The sequence below is a fragment of the Mycobacterium sp. NGS58 genome (genome assembly GCF_059812385.1).
Genome location: NZ_JCALCO010000005.1, coordinates 205057 through 221119 on the forward strand (window position 1 = coordinate 205057; position 16063 = coordinate 221119).

At 67.5% G+C, this 16063-nt stretch carries 13 protein-coding genes; 2 read left to right on the forward strand and 11 right to left on the reverse strand.

The window, feature by feature from the left end; translation table 11 throughout:
* Nucleotides 1-29: 29 nt before the first annotated feature.
* Complete coding sequence (locus tag AC5Y4H_RS07435; RefSeq protein ID WP_499979869.1) at nt 30-779, reverse strand: SDR family NAD(P)-dependent oxidoreductase; 750 nt, start codon at nt 777-779, stop codon at nt 30-32.
* Nucleotides 780-814: 35 nt separating this feature from the next.
* Between AC5Y4H_RS07435 and AC5Y4H_RS07440 the strand changes: the two genes are divergently transcribed.
* Nucleotides 815-1225 carry a F420-dependent biliverdin reductase gene (locus tag AC5Y4H_RS07440; protein WP_499979872.1) on the forward strand — a complete coding sequence of 137 codons (411 nt, stop codon included), beginning with the start codon at nt 815-817 and terminating at the stop codon, nt 1223-1225.
* Nucleotides 1226-1401: 176 nt separating this feature from the next.
* Here AC5Y4H_RS07440 and AC5Y4H_RS07445 read toward each other — a convergent pair whose 3' ends face one another.
* The 4 genes from AC5Y4H_RS07445 to AC5Y4H_RS07460 form a co-directional block, all read right to left on the reverse strand.
* Nucleotides 1402-1665, reverse strand: coding sequence for a hypothetical protein (locus AC5Y4H_RS07445; RefSeq protein WP_499979873.1), 264 nt, complete (start codon nt 1663-1665; stop codon nt 1402-1404).
* Nucleotides 1662-4418 (reverse strand): WXG100-like domain-containing protein, encoded by a 2757-nt coding sequence (locus AC5Y4H_RS07450; RefSeq protein WP_499979874.1) that lies wholly within the window; start codon nt 4416-4418, stop codon nt 1662-1664. Before AC5Y4H_RS07450 ends, AC5Y4H_RS07445 begins: the two co-directional genes overlap by 4 nt.
* A gap of 88 nt (nt 4419-4506) precedes the next feature.
* The gene (locus AC5Y4H_RS07455) at nt 4507-6789 is read right to left on the reverse strand and encodes a prolyl oligopeptidase family serine peptidase (protein ID WP_499979875.1); all 2283 of its coding nucleotides are present in this window, start codon (nt 6787-6789) and stop codon (nt 4507-4509) included.
* 35 nt (nt 6790-6824) lie between these two features.
* On the reverse strand, nt 6825-7952 hold the full coding sequence (locus AC5Y4H_RS07460) for a M24 family metallopeptidase (RefSeq protein WP_499979878.1): 1128 nt from the start codon (nt 7950-7952) through the stop codon (nt 6825-6827).
* A gap of 60 nt (nt 7953-8012) precedes the next feature.
* On the opposite strand from AC5Y4H_RS07460, the gene AC5Y4H_RS07465 reads away from it, so the two are divergent.
* Complete coding sequence (locus tag AC5Y4H_RS07465) at nt 8013-8978, forward strand: 5'-3' exonuclease (protein ID WP_499979881.1); 966 nt, start codon at nt 8013-8015, stop codon at nt 8976-8978.
* Between the two features lie 12 nt (nt 8979-8990).
* On the opposite strand, the gene AC5Y4H_RS07470 is transcribed toward AC5Y4H_RS07465, so the two are convergent.
* The 6 genes from AC5Y4H_RS07470 to AC5Y4H_RS07495 all read right to left on the reverse strand — a co-directional run bounded on the left by AC5Y4H_RS07470 (nt 8991) and on the right by AC5Y4H_RS07495 (nt 15967).
* Nucleotides 8991-9740: a DUF4333 domain-containing protein gene (locus AC5Y4H_RS07470; protein WP_499979884.1), complete on the reverse strand. Its 750-nt coding sequence runs from the start codon at nt 9738-9740 to the stop codon at nt 8991-8993.
* Between the two features lie 63 nt (nt 9741-9803).
* Nucleotides 9804-12593, reverse strand: a complete 2790-nt coding sequence (locus AC5Y4H_RS07475; protein WP_499979886.1) for a DEAD/DEAH box helicase — start codon at nt 12591-12593, stop codon at nt 9804-9806.
* Nucleotides 12583-13539, reverse strand: coding sequence for a twin-arginine translocase subunit TatC (gene tatC, locus AC5Y4H_RS07480; protein ID WP_499979891.1), 957 nt, complete (start codon nt 13537-13539; stop codon nt 12583-12585). Before tatC ends, AC5Y4H_RS07475 begins: the two co-directional genes overlap by 11 nt.
* A gap of 44 nt (nt 13540-13583) precedes the next feature.
* The gene (gene tatA / locus AC5Y4H_RS07485; protein WP_499979894.1) at nt 13584-13865 is read right to left on the reverse strand and encodes a Sec-independent protein translocase subunit TatA; all 282 of its coding nucleotides are present in this window, start codon (nt 13863-13865) and stop codon (nt 13584-13586) included.
* A 93-nt stretch (nt 13866-13958) separates the two neighbouring features.
* The gene (locus AC5Y4H_RS07490; protein WP_499979897.1) at nt 13959-14930 is read right to left on the reverse strand and encodes a helix-turn-helix transcriptional regulator; all 972 of its coding nucleotides are present in this window, start codon (nt 14928-14930) and stop codon (nt 13959-13961) included.
* Nucleotides 14927-15967 carry a helix-turn-helix transcriptional regulator gene (locus tag AC5Y4H_RS07495; RefSeq protein ID WP_499979898.1) on the reverse strand — a complete coding sequence of 347 codons (1041 nt, stop codon included), beginning with the start codon at nt 15965-15967 and terminating at the stop codon, nt 14927-14929. The genes AC5Y4H_RS07490 and AC5Y4H_RS07495 overlap by 4 nt, the downstream gene beginning before the upstream one ends.
* Nucleotides 15968-16063 lie beyond the last annotated feature (96 nt).

Genomic DNA, 16063 nt, shown 5'->3' on the forward strand with positions numbered 1-16063 from the left:
GCCTGGCCCCGCATCGTCAGCGGCCCGGATCATCGCGGCATCCTGCGCCAGACGAACTGCGGCAGCAGCCGCATCACAGCGGCCGCGGGCCCCAGCGCCCACGGGATCCACACCGTGCGGCGGCCTTTCGCCAACGCGCGCGCGGTCGCGGCGGCCACCTGCGCGGGCGTGCTCGGCAGCGGCGCGGGCGTCATGCCCTCCGTCATACGCCCGATGACGAATCCCGGCCGGACGATCAGCAGCCGAACCCCGGTCTCGTGCAGCGCGTCGGCCAGGCCACTGGCAAAGCCGTCCAAGCCGGCCTTGGCCGAGCCGTAGACGTAGTTGGCGCGGCGCACCCGTGCGCCGGCGATCGATGAGAACACCACCAATCGGCCCCTGTCAGCGTTGCGCATGGCGGCGGCCAGGTGGGTGAGCAAGCTGACCTGGGCGAGGAAATCGGTGTGCACGACGGCGACCGCGTGCGCGGCGTCGGTTTCGGCGCGGGCCTGATCGCCCAGGATTCCGAAAGCCAGCACCGCCGTGCCGATGGGCCCGTGGTCGGCGACGATCGAGGCGATCAGCGGACCGTGCGAGGCCAGGTCGTCGGCGTCGAATTCTCTGGTGTCGACCGCCGTGGCGCCGGCGGCTTTGAGCGCGCTGACCTGGTCAGCGAGCCGGTCGGCCTGCCGGGCGCCCAGCACGACCGTCGCGCCCGGGGCGAGCAGTCGTGCCAGCTCGACCCCGATCTCGCTGCGGCCGCCCAGGATTAGTACTGGTCCTGCGCCCGTGTCGTCCACGGCTGCGATTATCACCTGCGCTAGCGTTGGCGATGATGGCGAATACCACTACCCGGCTCACCGACGACGCGTTGGCGTTCCTGTCGGAACGGCATCTGGCCATGCTGACCACGCTGCGAGCCGACAATTCGCCGCACGTGGTGGCGGTCGGTTTCACCTTCGACCCCAAGACGCACATTGCGCGGGTGATCACCACCGGGGGTTCGCAGAAGGCGGTCAACGCCGATCGCGGCGGACTGGCCGTGCTCAGCCAGGTCGACGGCGCGCGGTGGCTGTCGCTGGAAGGCCGTTCCAAGGTCAACAACAACGGCGATGCGGTGCGCGATGCCGAGCTGCGTTACGCCCAGCGCTACCGCACGCCGCGGCCCAACCCACGCCGGGTGGTCATCGAGGTTCAGATCGAGCGGGTGCTGGGGTCGTCGGACCTTCTGGACCGCAGCGGGTAGCGCGATTAGCGCTCCGTTCGGTGTTGGTTCGCCTGCGCGCCGCATGGCTTCCGGGTTGACGAAGGTTCCAACCGACACATCAGCCGATCTCGGGCAACGCTTCTTCGGGCAATTCTGGACGCTTTTTATGGAAACGGACAGTCGGATGTCCATGAGTCGTGGCGTTCGACCCCCGCTTACACAGGGGTCCCGCGATTGTTGCCAGGTTGTTGCAAGAGCAGGTCGTCATGCTCATGCCGACGGCAAGCTTCAACGAATCTGACTGCGGCCGCCCTGTCTTCTAGGAACTGGTGATATTGGTCAGGAGTGAGCTCATAATATTCTTCGTAGTCGACAATCCCATTGCTCACCGGAATCGACGCGTAGTAGCGCCCCGACATCGATTCGATGCCGATCGAATATCTGTCCTCTCGAGAAAAATAGGTGTCATCAAACTTCATAACGCTTCTTTCCACTCGAAGACCTCAGTGACAGTGTAGTGCTCCGGTTTCATCGATCCACCATCGACAACACCCTCCGACAAGCCATTGGGCAATAGACCACCGGGTACCCATTGTTCGTTGGCGCCGACCTCATTGCCCGACGGCATTCGCAGATTGAAGTCATGAGGATCGGAGATATCTACCCTGACAATCTTATTCGAGTCCAAAAACCCTTGAGGTAATCCGAGCTCGGTTTCCATTGCTCGCAGGTCACCTCCCGTGGCGGCCGTCATTGCATCGGCTTCATGTTTGGGCATCACAAAAGAGGTTCCATCCCGCTGTGCGATACCGTATTTCTCGAGATTGCCTTCCGGCATAAATCGAGTTGCACCGCCGTCAAACTTTTGCAAATGACGTTCAATATATTGTGACGACAAGTATTCCGATGGGTCGGGACGCGCGCCTTTCGGCATCGCGATTACTTCGTCGCGCGTCTCCGCGGTGAGTCCGTCCGCCTTCCCGTCGCCGCCGTGCGAAGCATCTTCATCCTCAGGTCCCTGAGGCGAATCGTGATGGCCTCGCGGGCGGTGGTGCTTGTCCTCCTTGGTCGGATCGCCGTCACCATCCCCATGCCCTTTCCCACCATCTGGCAGCTCTCCCGGCGCGTGCTCACCCGGAGGAACGCCCTCGCCGGGCCCGTGCCAGCCACTGCCCGACATTGGCGTTCCGGCGGGGTGGCCATTCAATGGCGCGAAATGAAAGGGCGCCGGAGTCGTCGGCGCCGGTGAGTGAGCAGCAAAACGCGGGGCGTTACTGGGAAATTCGCTAAACGACAAGGGCGGCGAGTGGTCGAACGCTTGCGGAAGTGCGGATGGCACGCGCTCGCCGGCAGCGGTCGGCACTGCCGCGGCAGGCGAACCGGCGGCCGGAGCCCAGGCAGGCTGCGGCCCCTCGTGCGGACCATTCGCCGGCTCATGCGGTCCGTCCGCCGGGACCGAAGCCGGTTCATGCGGACCGCCGTGCGGAACGCCCACCGGCTCATGCGGTCCCTCCGCGGGCACCGAAACCGGATCATGCGGACCGCCATGGACCGCCGGTGTCGGTGGCGGCGCGATCGCCGGGTCGAAAGGTCGGCCCGCAGCGGCAGCCCTCGCGGTCTCGGACAACGGCGGCCCCGGCGCTGTCGTCGGCGACTGTGGCGAGCCAGGGACTCCGTCGGCCGGGCGCGGCGCCGCCTCGATCGGCAGCGCAATCGGCTTGCCGGGCAGCAATGCCACGGGACTGCCACTCGTAGGAGGCTTGATCTCGGGCAAATCCTTCGTGACGCCCTCGAGGTTTTTGGGGAGTTCGGCACTCGCCTTCGTGATGTCAGTCAGCGTTCCCCGAGCGCGTGCGGTGCCGCTAAGGCCTTCGCCCGCTTTCGTGCCGGCACTTCCGGCGGCCTCCGCCTCCGCCTCGGCGCCGCGTGCGGCCGCACGGGTACCGTCCGCGGCCGCGTCGGCTTCACCGGCCCCGGGTAGAAACAGCGTGGCAACGTCGAACAGGTTCTCGCCCGCGCCCAATCCCGGTCGAGCTCCGCTCCAATCCTTTTCGTGCACAATGCCTTTCAATTCTTGGATCCTCGCGTCCGCGAATTCCTGGGGGTGGAGGGGCGCGTTGAACAAACTTCCCTTCCATGCGCTCTTCCCCAGGCCGGTCCAGGTGGCGGCCGCGCCTTGGGGATCGACGAAGAACCAATGCGGACTCAGGTCGGCGAAGCCTAATGCCATCTCGACCGCGCCCTTGAGAACACCTTCGTGGGCATTTATCCAGGTGTCGAATGCGGTCGCGACCGGATTACCGACGTCGTCTCCCAAAAATTGGGTGAGCCCGCGACGCGCGTACTTTTCGCACGTGACGATCTCGCGATCGGCCGCTTGCATGAGCAGTCTGATCCCCTGCTCGCAGGCCCGGGCCTCGTGTCCAAGGTGGCCCAGTACGTCGTTGATGTCCTTGGCGATCTTCTTGATCTCGTCCCACGCGTCACCGTCGATGATGAGCATGATGTCGTGACCGATGTCGCCGAGGGATCCGAGTCGGTGCAACAGATCCCGGATCGCGTGTTGGGCGTGGTCGACCCTGCCCGCAAACGTGTCGATGACGGTGGCCAACTTCTTGCACTGCACACCGATAGTCGCTGCGGCAGAGCCTATTTCGTTCAGAGCGTTGTCGATCTTGACGCCTTCGGGCAGGTGTTGAGTATCCAGCAGCGTCTTCGACGCGTTGAGAGATCTTTGAACCCCTTCGACCGCCGCGGCGAAGTCGCGCCAACGAGATGCGGCCGCGCGCAGACCCGCCACATCACCGTCGGGCCACAATTCAAGGACGAGCGACTCCACGATCGACCACAGCAGCGGCGGTGGCTCGCCGGGGCCCACCGTTCCAGGGGGACCGGGCGGGCCAAGTTCAACCGGCGGCGACGGTGCCTCCAGCACACCGCCAGCGCCACCGAGCGTCGAGGCCACTTCGGCCTTCGAATAGTTCGATGCGCCTTGCTGGATGAGAGCCCCGCATTTGAGGCACGCGTTCACGGCAGCGGCCGCCGCCTTCAGCAGCGACTTGGCGGCGTCTTGATACGCCAGACCGAACACCTCGCCGGCGCGGTCCACGCCCGTGTGGGCCGAAAAGCCCGCGGCCAAGACCGTCAGATTCGCGGACAGGCCACCGCCGGCGGCGGACACTGCACTACCCGCGGCGTACAACGCCTCCGGATCGACAGCCAAGGGAGCCACGCGCGGAATTTTCGCCCAGTCCGCCCGTCGCCGCTATTCACCCAGAGACCGCTCCGTCAAGCCGGCTACGATCACCTAGCGCGACAACTCATGCATCGACAGCCGCTCCGGCCGTCAACGTGATGCGGTGGCGCCCGGGCGACATGGTGACGATCGGCCCGGCCGGCTCCCCATCGACCTGCACGACAGCCCCGGCGCGCAGGCCACCGAGCGTGATCTGGGTGACGACATCGGTGGCCACCGTGATGGTCGACGACGGCAACGCGGCCAGACCGGCGCGCGCGACATCGACCCTCAGACTCCCAATCCCGTTGAGGCGCAACGTCAGATATGGCAGCGGGCCGACGGGCCGTCCCACCTGCCAGTCCAGTTCGCTGTACAGCCCGGGCGTCGGCTCGAAGTGTGGGATGAAACCACGATGATGCCTGACGGTATGCGTGGGGTCCGGCCGCGCGTACGAGCGCGCGTCGACTTCCGCGACGGCCCCGCGCCGCGCGGTCACCTCGGGATCGGCGGCCAACTCCGACAACCACCACACCTGGTGCGGTCCGATACCCAGATCGGCGCGCACCAGCTGCGGATACCAGGCGAAGGTGATGTGTCCCGGATCCGCTTGGCGCAGAGCGGTTCCCATGTGGGAAATCGGATCCTCGAACTTGTCCTGGAACACCCAGGCGATGTGATCCTCGAGCGGGTAGACACTGAACCGGTGGCGGTAACCCAGCCGGTCCAACTCCAGCACCTGCTCGGCGGCCGAGGCGAACGGCACCAGCTCGTCAAGTAGCCCATGGGCGATGACATAGGGCAGCCATCGGGCGTTCACCAACAGCTTCCAGGTGTCACCCTCACGGGCACAGGGCGTGTCGAGATCGAGGTCGGCGGGGATGTCGACGTCGGGCAGCAGCCGGACCCCGCATGTCGGGGGTCCCGCCAGCACCACCGCTTGCGAGAACACCTGCGGATAACTCAACCCCAGCTTGTACGTCGCATAGCCGCCCATCGAATAGCCAGAAATCACAGTGCGATTGGGATCAGTGCCCAGTTGCTCGGCAACCCGCGCCCACACTTCCCAGACGTCGAGTTCACCGGTGTCGAAATACCAGGTCGACGGCCCCCGGGCCAGCGGCGTGACCACCACCGAGTCGCGGCCCTCGCACACCTCGTGCAACAGTCGCGGGTCGATCGCGGCGAACTGGCTCTGCCCGAGTGAAAGGGAGTGCAGCAGCAGGGTCAGCGGCAGCGTGCGACCCGGTGCATAGCTCGACGGCAAGCAGATCGAATACGGCTGTACCCGGCCGAGGAATTGCGGCTTGGTGCTCAAGATGTCGTTGGCGGCCCAACCTTGTTCCAGACCCTGCCCGAGCTCGATCGAAGATACGTACCACCGGGTGGAAGGGCCGGTGATCAGCGGCTCGGGAGCGGTTTCGCGGGCCGCCAGCTGAGCCCACGGCACCGTCAGCGCGAACTCGGAGACGTCGCCAGTTGTCAGAGCGGCGGCCTGGGCGGCATCCGACCAGAAATTCAGGTGCGGCGGCTCCTGCTCGTTGGTTCGGAATGCCACGTTGTAGACGTTGGCTTGGCCGGGCAGCGCACCGTGCAGGGCCGGCACGTCGGCGAATCCGTCCCCCGCCGTGTTGGCCAAGCCTGCGGCCAGGCGGACCGTCCAGCTCCCGGTGGGTTCGGCGAGCGACCGCGGGACCTGCGCCACGAACGACCGCGACTGCATGTCGACACTGTGCTCGACCGGCGTCCTGACCTGGGTCGTCAGGTCGATCAACGCGGCACCACTCCCCGCGACCAGCAGGGCCATGTCGATGCCCTTTGACCGCACGCCGGCTCCGGCGGGCCACTGCTCGTCCGCCGTTCGGGCCGGGTCGGTGTCGAAGGTGAACAGCGCGATGGGCACCGAGGCGTCCAGCAGCGTGTTCCAGTCGATCCGCCACCAGGTGTGGGTCTCGGTGAGCCCGATGGCGACCCGGAAGATGTCGGCGCCGTTGCCGGCCGCCGGCCCGTCCGGGTAGACGTAGGTTCCGCGCGGCGGCGCCTGAATCTTCAGGTCGCCGATCGGGATGCCCGTCGCGCCGTGGTCGTCGTAGAGGAAGTCGGTCCAGAACAAGGCACCGTCGGCCACTCGGCCCGCGCCGCAGGTGCGCGGGAACCGTTCGCCGAATGGCCATCCCGCCGGCACGGGAAGCTCGGGCTCGGGGCGCCGCGCGGCCGGCGGCACCCCCTCGGGCATGCCGTCGACCACGATGAGCTCGGCCGGCGGAGCCGGTGCCGGCGTTGGCGCCGGTGCGTTGGAGTGCAAGACCGCGTCGACCACGTGGCGTGCAAGGCGAATCGGAAGCAGCGGGAGATCCAGGATTGACACCACCCCCAACCTACGCGGAACTCGGGGCGCGCCCGTTAAGGCACCGGCACCACGATGAGTTCGTGCGGACGATTGTTGACGGGTGAGGCACCGTCCGCGGTCACGACGACGATGTCCTCGATGCGAGCACCCCAACGGCCCGGGAAATAAATCCCCGGCTCGATCGAAAAGGCCATGCCCTCGGCCAGCGGCAGATCGTTTCCGGCGACGATGTAGGGCTCTTCGTGTACCGACAGCCCGATACCGTGCCCGGTCCGGTGCACGAAATATTCGGCAAGCCCTTCGGCGGCCAGCACGTCGCGGGCGGCAGCGTCGACCTGCTCGGCCGTCACCCCGGGACGTACCGCATCACACGCCGCGCGCTGGGCGCGTTGCAGCACCGAATACTGTTGGGCTGTCTTGGAATTCGGCTCGCCGAGGCTGTAGGTGCGGGTGGAATCGGAATTGTAGCCGGGTTCGTAACAGCCGCCGATATCGACGACGACGATGTCTCCAGCCTGCAGCTCGCGATCCGAATATCCGTGGTGCGGATTGGCGCCATGCGGCCCAGATCCGACGATGATGAACGCTACCTCCGAATGCCCTTCGGCCACAATGGCATCCGCGATGTCGGCGGCGACGTCGGCCTCGGTGCGGCCCGGAACCAGAAACTCCGGCACCCGGGCGTGCACCCGATCGATGGCCGCACCTGCCTTGCGTAACGCGTCGACCTCGCACTCTTCCTTGACCATCCGCAGGGTGCGCAGCACGTCGGTGGCCAGGACCGGCAACACGCCGAGCACGCCGGCCAGCGGCAGCAGGTGCAACGCCGGCATCGCATCGGTAACTGCGGTCGCGGCGGGGGCACCGCCGAGCGCGGAGCCCACAAGATCGTAAGGGTTCTCGCCGTCGACCCAATCCCGCACCGCCAGGCCGAGTTCGGCGATAGCAGACCCTTTGAGCGAGGCCAGCTCCAGCCGCGGCACCACCACCGTCGGATCGCCCGACGCGGGCAACACCAGCGCGGTGAACCGCTCCAGTGTTTGCGCGCGCGACCCGACGAGGTAGCGCAGGTCATAGCCCGGGGTGATGACCAGCCCGGCCAGGCCCTCGCTGGCGGCCGCGGCGGCGGCCGTCGCCAGCCGGCGTTCGTACACTGCTGCGTCGAAGCGGTGAGACTCCATGGCAGCCAGGCTAATGCTCGCTTGCGCATCGTCTCACGGCGGCGTGAGACCATAACCGGCATGCCAGCACCCCGCTCGCCGCTCGTCCTGCTCGACGGCGCCAGCATGTGGTTCCGCTCGTATTTCGGGGTGCCGTCTTCGATCACCGCTCCCGACGGCCGGCCCGTCAACGCCGTTCGCGGCTTCATCGACTCCATGGCCGTGGTGATCACCCAGCAGCGGCCGGGCCGTCTGGCCGTTTGCCTGGACCTCGATTGGCGCCCTCAGTTCCGCGTGGACCTCGTCCCCTCCTATAAGGCCCACCGCGTGGCCGAAGTGGAGCCGCAGGACGAGCCCGACATCGAGGAGGTCCCGGACGACCTGACGCCCCAGATCGACATGATCGCCGAACTCCTTGACGCGTTCGGTATTCCGACGGCCGGCGCGCAGGGCTTCGAGGCAGACGACGTGCTGGGCACCCTGGCGGCCCGGGAACGCAAGAATCCGGTGGTGGTGGTCAGCGGGGATCGCGACCTGCTGCAGGTGGTGTCCGACGATCCCGTCCCGGTTCGGGTGCTCTACCTCGGCCGCGGGCTCAGCAAGGCCACGTTGTTCGGGCCCGACGAGGTGGCCGAACACTATGGCGTGCCGGTGGATAGGGCCGGCCCCGCCTACGCCGAACTCGCGTTGCTGCGTGGCGATCCGTCCGACGGCTTGCCCGGTGTCCCGGGCGTCGGTGAGAAGACGGCGGCGACGCTGCTGGCCCAGCACGGCTCGCTGGAACAGATCCTGGCCGCCGCCCACGACCCCAAGTCGAAGATGGCGAAGGGCGTGCGCACGAAGTTGCTGGCCGCGCTGGATTACATCGAGGCGGCCGGCAAAGTGGTGCGGGTGGCCGCGGACGCTCCCGTGATGTTCTCCACGGCCAGCGACGAACTGCCGCTGGTCGCCGCCGATCCGCGGCGCACCGCCGAACTGGCAACCCAGCTGGGTGTCGGCTCGTCGATCAGCCGCCTGCAGAAAGCGCTGGACGGGCTGGAAAACTGACGAGCCCGCCGACTACTGCGGCCGCCCGACCTCGTAGGTGCCCTTGTTGTCCTGGAACGTCACGGTCACGTGTTTGGGCGCGCCGTCGATGCTGACGTCGCAGTCGAACGTGGCGCCCTTTTTCACCGTCGGGTTTTGACCGTGGTTGCACTTGACGTTCTGGACGTTCTTCGCGCCGTAGCCGTTGGTTTCGTCGCTGAGGACCTGCTGGACCCCCGCCTGCGCCTTATTGACGTCCAACTTGGTGGTGACGAAGAACCCGGGCTGCCAGAAGCCCAGCACCAGCACGACCGCGATGAGCAGAAAGGCGATCGCGCCGCCCACGCCGGCGATGAGCCCGACCGGCCGATTCTTGCCCGGTTGCTCGTAACCGGGGTACTGCGGCGGGTACTGGCCCGGCTGCCCGTACTGGCCGGGCTGGGGATACTGCCCGGGCTGCGGGTACTGGCCCGGCTGGCCATACTGCCCCGGCTGGGCGTATTGCCCCGGCTGCCCGTATTGGCCGGGCTGACCGTACTGCCCGGGCTGCGCGTAGCCCGGCTGCTGCTGCGGGTACTGCTGCGGGTACGCCGGCTCGGCCGGCTGTTGGTACTGCGGGTAGTCGGCGGGCGGCGTGTACGCCGGGGCCTGCCACGACGTCTCCTGGTTCGACTGATCCTGCCCCCAGGTCGGTGCCACCTGAGTTTGGTCCGACGAGTGATCGCTACCTTGACCTTGACCGGGCGGCTGCCACTGCTGGTCCGATCCCTGCGGTCCGCTCATCTTTCTCCCTCAGCCTGTGTGTCTTGGCATGCTATCGGCGCTTAACGGTAGCTCCGGCCCAGCCTACCCGGCGTCAACTGCGACGACGCCGCGCCGAATGTCATTGATAGCGCGCTTGGCGGTGGACCGTAATTCGGGGTCTGGAGCAGCGTTGCGCACCTGGTCCAGCAGGTCGAGAACCTGGCGGCACCAGCGCACGAAATCCCCCGCGAGCAGGGGTGATCCGGTGCCGGCCGGGTCGGCCGCCGCCAGTGCCGCGGCAAGGTCTCCGGTCCTGGCCCAGCGGTAGATGACATTGACGAAGCCGTCGTCCGGTTCGCGGCTCGGGGCGATTCGGTGCGTTTGCTCATCGGCGCGCAACGCCATTGACAGCCGCGACGTCTGCTGCAGCGCCTGCCGCACTTGCTGGGTGGGCGCGTCGGCCGCAAAGGCCGCCCCCGGCCCCTCCCCGCCCCGGGTTTCGTACAGCACCGCCGAGACCACCGCCGCCAGCTCGGCCGGCTTCATCCCCGACCACGCGCCGGTGCGCAGACATTCGGCGACCAGCAGATCGCTTTCGCTGTAGATGCGCGCCAGCAACCGGCCGTCGTCGGTGACGCGAGGATCTCCGTCGCGTCCCTCGATGAAGCCGCGCTCGCTGAGCAGCCCCACGATCCGGTCGAAGGTCCGCGCCAGCGAATTGGTCGCCGCCGCAACCTTTTTCTCCAACTGCGCGTTGTCGCGTTCGATCCGCAGGTAGCGCTCGGCCTGCCGGACCTGCGCATCCAGGCCGGGAATGTTGTGCGACGGGTGTCGGCGTAGCTGTTCGCGTAGCGACGCCAGCTCCGGGTCGTGGAAGTCGCCGTCGGAGTCGCCGCGGCCGCCGCGATGCCGGGCCGGGATGGTCAGCCCGGCCGCGGCCGATCGCAGCGCCGACGCCAGATCGCGCCGGACCCGTGGCTGACGATGTTCGACCCTCTTCGGCAGTGACATCGAACCGACGCGTGCGGACGCCCCCGAATAGTCGGCCGACGAAATCCTGCCCGCCCAGCGGTTTTCGGTGAGCACCAGCGGCCGCGGATCGGAGCTGTCGCGGGCCGATTCCAGCACCACGGCCAGGCCTCCGCGCCTGCCGTGCGTGATGTTGATGATGTCGCCCCGGCGCAGCGCGGCCAGCGCATCGGTGGCGGCCTGCCGCCGTTGCAGCCGGGACGCGCGGGACTGCGCCCGCTCCATCTCGGTGATGCGTGCACGCATTCGGGCGTACTCGAGAATCGGGGCCTTGGCTCCGCCAATCTCCGCGGCGATCTCATCGAGCAACGCGGCGCCCCGCTCGATGCCACGAACCAGCCCGACGACGGAACGGTCGGCCTGATACTGCGCAAATGACTGTTCCAACAATCGATGCGCCTGCTCGGGCCCCATCTGCTGGACCAGGTTGATCGTCATGTTGTACGACGGGGCGAACGAACTGCGCAGCGGGAAGGTGCGGGTGGAGGCCAACCCGGCCACCGCGGACGGCTCCGTGGTTTCCTCAGTGGGATTCCACAGCACCACCGCGTGCCCCTCGACGTCGATACCGCGCCGCCCGGCGCGGCCGGTGAGCTGTGTGTACTCCCCCGGCGTCAACGCCACGTGCTGCTCGCCGTTGAACTTCACCAGCCGCTCGAGCACCACCGTGCGAGCCGGCATGTTGATGCCGAGCGCCAGGGTCTCGGTGGCGAACACCGCCCTGACCAGTCCGGCGGTGAACAGCTCTTCGACCGTGTGACGGAAGACGGGCAGCATGCCCGCATGGTGGGCCGCCAAACCGCGCAGCAGGCCCTCGCGCCACTCGTAGTAGCCGAGCACGCTCAGATCCGCGTCGGCGAGATCGCCACACCGATGTTCGATCACCTCGGCGATCTGCGCGCGCTCCTCCTGGGTGGTCAGCTGCAGGGATGAGCGCAGGCACTGCTGGACCGCAGCATCGCAGCCGGCCCGGGAGAACACGAACGTGATCGCGGGCAGCAGCCCTTCGGAATCCAACGTGGCGATCACGTCCGGACGCCCCGGTGTCCGGTAGAAGCGGGGACGCGACGGCCGGCCCGCGCTTCCCCGGCGCCGCGGTTGCCAGTCGGTCATGCGGTCCGCCTCGCGGCGGTGCGAAATATGGCGCAGCAGTTCGGGATTGACGCGCGGTTGACGATCCGCGGCCGGCTTCTCGTGGTCGTAATCGAACAGATCCAGCAGGCGCTTGCCCACCAACACGTGTTGCCACAGCGGCACCGGCCGGTGCTCGTCGACCACGACGGTCGTATCGCCGCGCACGGTCTGGATCCAGCCGCCGAATTCCTCGGCATTGCTCACGGTCGCCGAGAGGCTGACCACCCGAACCTCGTCGGGCAGGTGCAGGATCACCTCCTCCCACACCGGACCCCGCATCCGGTCGGCCAGAAAATGCACCTCGTCCATCACCACATATGAAAGTCCATGCAGCGCGGGTGAATCCGCGTAGAGCATGTTGCGCAGCACTTCGGTGGTCATGACCACGATGGGCGCATCGGCGTTGACGGACATGTCCCCGGTGAGCAGGCCGATGCGATCGCGGCCGTAGCGCGCCGTGAGGTCGGTGTGCTTCTGGTTGCTCAGCGCTTTCAGCGGCGTGGTGTAGAAACACTTGCCGCCGGACGCGAGCGCCAGGTGCACGGCAAATTCGCCGACCACCGTCTTGCCCGCGCCGGTCGGCGCGCAGACCAGCACGCCGTGGCCTCGTTCGAGCGCCGCGCACGCCCGACGCTGAAAACCGTCGAGCGCGAATGGCAGTTCAGTGGTGAACTTGGTGAGCTCCACGAGCTCGGCGACGTCCTGAGGCGGCGACGGATCAGGTGACATCGTCGTGTTGCCCGGCGGTGAACGACGGCTCCGGTATCGCGGTGGGCGGTTCGATGACCGATGGTTCGTCGTCGGGAATCACGGCCTGGGCTTCACGCTTGGCCTTCCGTCTGTCGTGCAGCCGGGAGATCTGGATGGCGAACTCAAGGAGGATCGACAACGCCAACCCGAGCGCGGTCATCGAAAACGGGTCGGACCCCGGGGTGAAGATCGCCGCGAACGCGAACATCGCGAAGATCAGGCCGCGCCGCCACGCCTTGAGCCGCTCGTACGGCAAGATGCCGATGGCGTTCAGCATGACGATGAGCAGCGGGAATTCGAAGCTGACGCCGAAAACGATGAGCAGGTTGATCAGGAAGCCGAAATACCGGTCCCCGGACAGCGCGGTCACCTGTACGTCGCTGCCGACGGTCAGCAAGAAGCCCAGCGCCTTGGCCAGTACGAAGTAGGCCAGCACCGCGCCGACGAGGAACAGGACCACGGCGGGGATCACGAACGCGACCGCGAAGCGGCGTTCCTTCTGATACAGCCCGGGCGTGATGAACGCCCACAACTGGTAGAACCACACCGGACAGGCGAGCACCACCCCGGCCGTCAGCCCGACCTTGAGCCGCAGCATGAACTGGTCGAACGGCGCGGTGGCCAGCAGCCGGCACTGGCCGCCCGGGCTGATCTCCGCGCGCGCGGACCGCGGCAGCGAACAGTAGGGATGACGTAGCCACTCGCCCAGGCTTTCCAGCCCGAAGATCGAATGCGAGTACCAGACGAAGCCGAAAATCGTGGTCACCAGGATGGCGGCCAGCGAGATCAGCAGCCGGGTGCGCAGCTCGGTCAGATGGTCGACCAGCGACATGGTCGCATCCGGGTTGGTTCGGCTGCGCCGGTTACGAGGGTTGAGGCGCCTCAGCAGGCCGGAACTGCGCGCTGAAACCTTGAAGACTTTCACGATGCTCGGTCAGTGGCGCTCGGGCAGCGCGACGATGATGGCGGCTACGCCGGACGTGCTTCGCTGTGCCCCTGCTGCTCGCTGGGCGTCGGCGCGTCGACCCGCTGCGACTGCACAGGCGTGGGGTTCGCCGCGGAGCTCTCGCTTTGGGTTCCCAAGGCTGACGTCTCCCCTTTGTTCTCCGTCTGCATTTCGCGGAGCTCGGACTTGAAGATCCGCATCGACTTGCCCAACGAACGCGCCGCATCGGGGAGCTTCTTGGCACCGAAAAGCAAGATCACCACGACCGCCAGGATCGCCCAATGCCACGGACTAAGACTGCCCACTTTGATTACCTCCAGACGTTCACCCGATGCTACCGCAGTGATGGCGTGCGGCGCCCGGTGCGCGCCGCCCCACGGCCCATGTCGCCTGGACTTTTATGAGTTCAGGGCTTCGTAGCATCTCACCGCGGCCGCGGCGGCATCGCGCACCCGCTGCGCCAGGGATGCAGGCTGCAGTACCTGCACGTCGAGCCCGAAGCCCAACACCAGCCGCGTCATCCAATCCTCGGAGGCGTAGGTCATCACCGCCTCGCAGGACCCGTCCGGCAATTCGCGCACATCGCGCAGGGGGTAGTACTCGAACATCCAGGACGCCGCGGGCGCAACCCGAAGCCTGGCCGACGGGAGTGACGGATCGCCGTCGAAGAGCGAGGTGTCCGGTGGCGCGTGCAGCACCGGCTCCGGCGGTGCGGCCGGCTCGTCGAGCTGCGTGGCGTCCACGATCCGGTCGAAGCGGAACAACCGCACGCCCTCGGCCTCGCGTGACCAGCCCTCCAGGTAGCTGTGGCCGCCGATCAGCAGCACCCGGATGGGGTCGACCACCCGGCTGGTCAGGGTGTCGTGCGAGGCCGAGTAGTAGTCGATGGCCAGCGCGTGCCTGGACTGGACTGCCGCGCGCACGGCGGCGGCGGCCCGGTTCTCCACCGGTGCGGCCTCGTCGACGGCCGAAGCCGCGTGTGACGCGTCGTGCCCGACGGCACCCGCCGCATCCTCGATCTTGGCGATGGCGCTGCGCGCGGCTTCCGGGTCGACAACCCCGGGGATATCGGCCAGCGCCCGCAACGCCACCAGCAGTCCCGTCGCCTCCGGCGACGTGAGCCGAAGCGGACGGTCGATGCCCGCGGAGAACGTCACCTCGATGGTGTCCCCGGAGAACTCGAAATCGATGAGGTCGCCGGGGAAGTAACCGGGCAGGCCGCACATCCACAGCTGGTTGAGGTCCTCTTCCAGCTGCTTGGCCGATACCCCGAGGTCGGCGGCGGCCTTGGCTCGGGTCACCCGCGGATTGGCCTGGAAGTACGGCACCATGTTCAGCAGCCGGATCAGGCGGGTGGACACGGGTGTCATGCGGTCCCTCCCCCTCGGCCGGGCGGTTGCCCCGCAGCGACGGCGTCCACGCCCGCATGCGCGCGCAGCCGGCCCAGCACGTCGTCGCGCAGCGATTGTGGTTCGAGCACCAGGGCGTCGGCTCCGTAACCGGCGATGTCACGCGCCAGCTGGTCGGCGAATGAGATGTCGAGTTCGATCACCTCGCCGTCGCGGGCCCCGAGTCGGCGCGCCTCGACTGGCCTGCCGGCGCGCCGCAATGCCGTTGCCCGCCCGTCGGCCACCCATACCCGGGCCTGCCCGACGGTCGGCGCCGCCGAAACCTCGGTGACGGTCTGAGCCACGATCTTGCGCAGGTCAACATCTTTCGGCACGGCGACGGTGCCCGGCGGGCCGACCGGCGTGACGTCGGGACCGATCCGGGAGAGCCGGAAGGTGCGGGTCGCGTCACGGTCGCGATCGTGGCCCACCAGATACCAGCGACCCTTCTCGGTGACCACACCCCAGGGCTCGACGGTGCGCATGGCGTACGGCTCGGCTCGCGACGGCCGGTGCGGAAACTGCACCGCCTGCCGCGAGTCGATCGCGGACAACAGGATTCCGAGAACATCCTCCGATCCGCGCAGACCCGGAACCCCGGCAGGCGACGCGATGGCGACCGGCGCGTCCGGATCGACGTCGACCCCGGCCGCGCGCAGTTTGAGTAGCGCGCCCTGCGTCGCGGTGATGAGCTCGGGCGACTCCCACAGCTGCGTCGCCACGGCCACCGCCGCCGCCTCGTCGGGAGTCAGGTCGACCGGCGCGAGCGAGTAGGCGTCGCGGTTGATCCGGTAGCCCTCGGTGGGGTCCCAGGCCGACGCCCGTCCGACCTCGAGCGGGATGCCAAGGTCGCGCAGCTCGTTCTTGTCCCGCTCGAACATGCGCGAGAACGCCTCGGCGCTGGGGCTGTCCGAATAACCCGCCACGCTCGACCTGATCTTCTCGGCCGAGATGTAGCCGCGGGTGGACAGCAGGGCGATGACCAGATTTACCAGCCGCTCGACTTTTGACGTCGCCATCGGCTCCAGATTATTCGATGGTGCTCGCCTGGCGCTTCCACCGGCCGTCCGCGTCGCGAGATTCTCCGCCACCACTTCTGCGTCGAGCCGGAGAGC